This is a genomic window from Acidiphilium sp. PM (genome assembly GCF_000219295.1).
GTDB classification, from domain to species: Bacteria; Pseudomonadota; Alphaproteobacteria; order Acetobacterales; family Acetobacteraceae; genus Acidiphilium; species Acidiphilium multivorum.
In genome coordinates, this window is the sequence record NZ_AFPR01000613.1 from 1 (window position 1) to 575 (window position 575).

The window sequence follows — 575 nt, forward strand, 5'->3', positions numbered from 1 at the left end:
GGCGAAAAAATCCGGCTCTTCGCCCGCACCAATGCTGCGATGTTGGACGGCGGCAAGGGCGCGATCGGCGATAATGGCTCGATCCTCGAAATCACCAGCATCCGCGACGAGGGGCTGGTGCTGCGGAACGACCATGGCCGCGAGGGTTTTGTGAAGTGGGACACGCTGGCCGACAAGGAAACCGGCCGGATGCGGCTGGCCTATGGCTATGCCATGACCACCAACACCGCCCAGGGCATCACCACGACCGAGCATATCTTTGTAACGCCGGGCGGATCGCAGACTACGGATGGCTTCAAGACCTATGTGTCCGGGTCACGGCACCGGGAGCGGGATTACTGGCTGACCTCGGAGGGAGCCGAGCGTCAGGAAATCGCCGGCCGCCGGCCGCTGGGCGATCCGCGCCCGATCCGTGAGAACGACATCTGGACGAACTGGACGCGGAACATCGCGCGCCAGCCGCAAAAGACCAATGCGCTCGATCTGGTAAAGCTCGGCGAGGAGGCCCGCCGCAATGCTGCCCGCGCCTTCCTCAAAGGGCTGGCGGCCGACGAGAAGCGCGAGGCCACTGGCTT

The 575-nt window shown here is 64.7% G+C and carries 1 pseudogene; it reads left to right on the plus strand.

The annotated features are described in order from the left end of the window. Positions 1 to 575 (plus strand): annotated as a pseudogene (locus APM_RS19510) (AAA family ATPase); the annotation flags it as partial.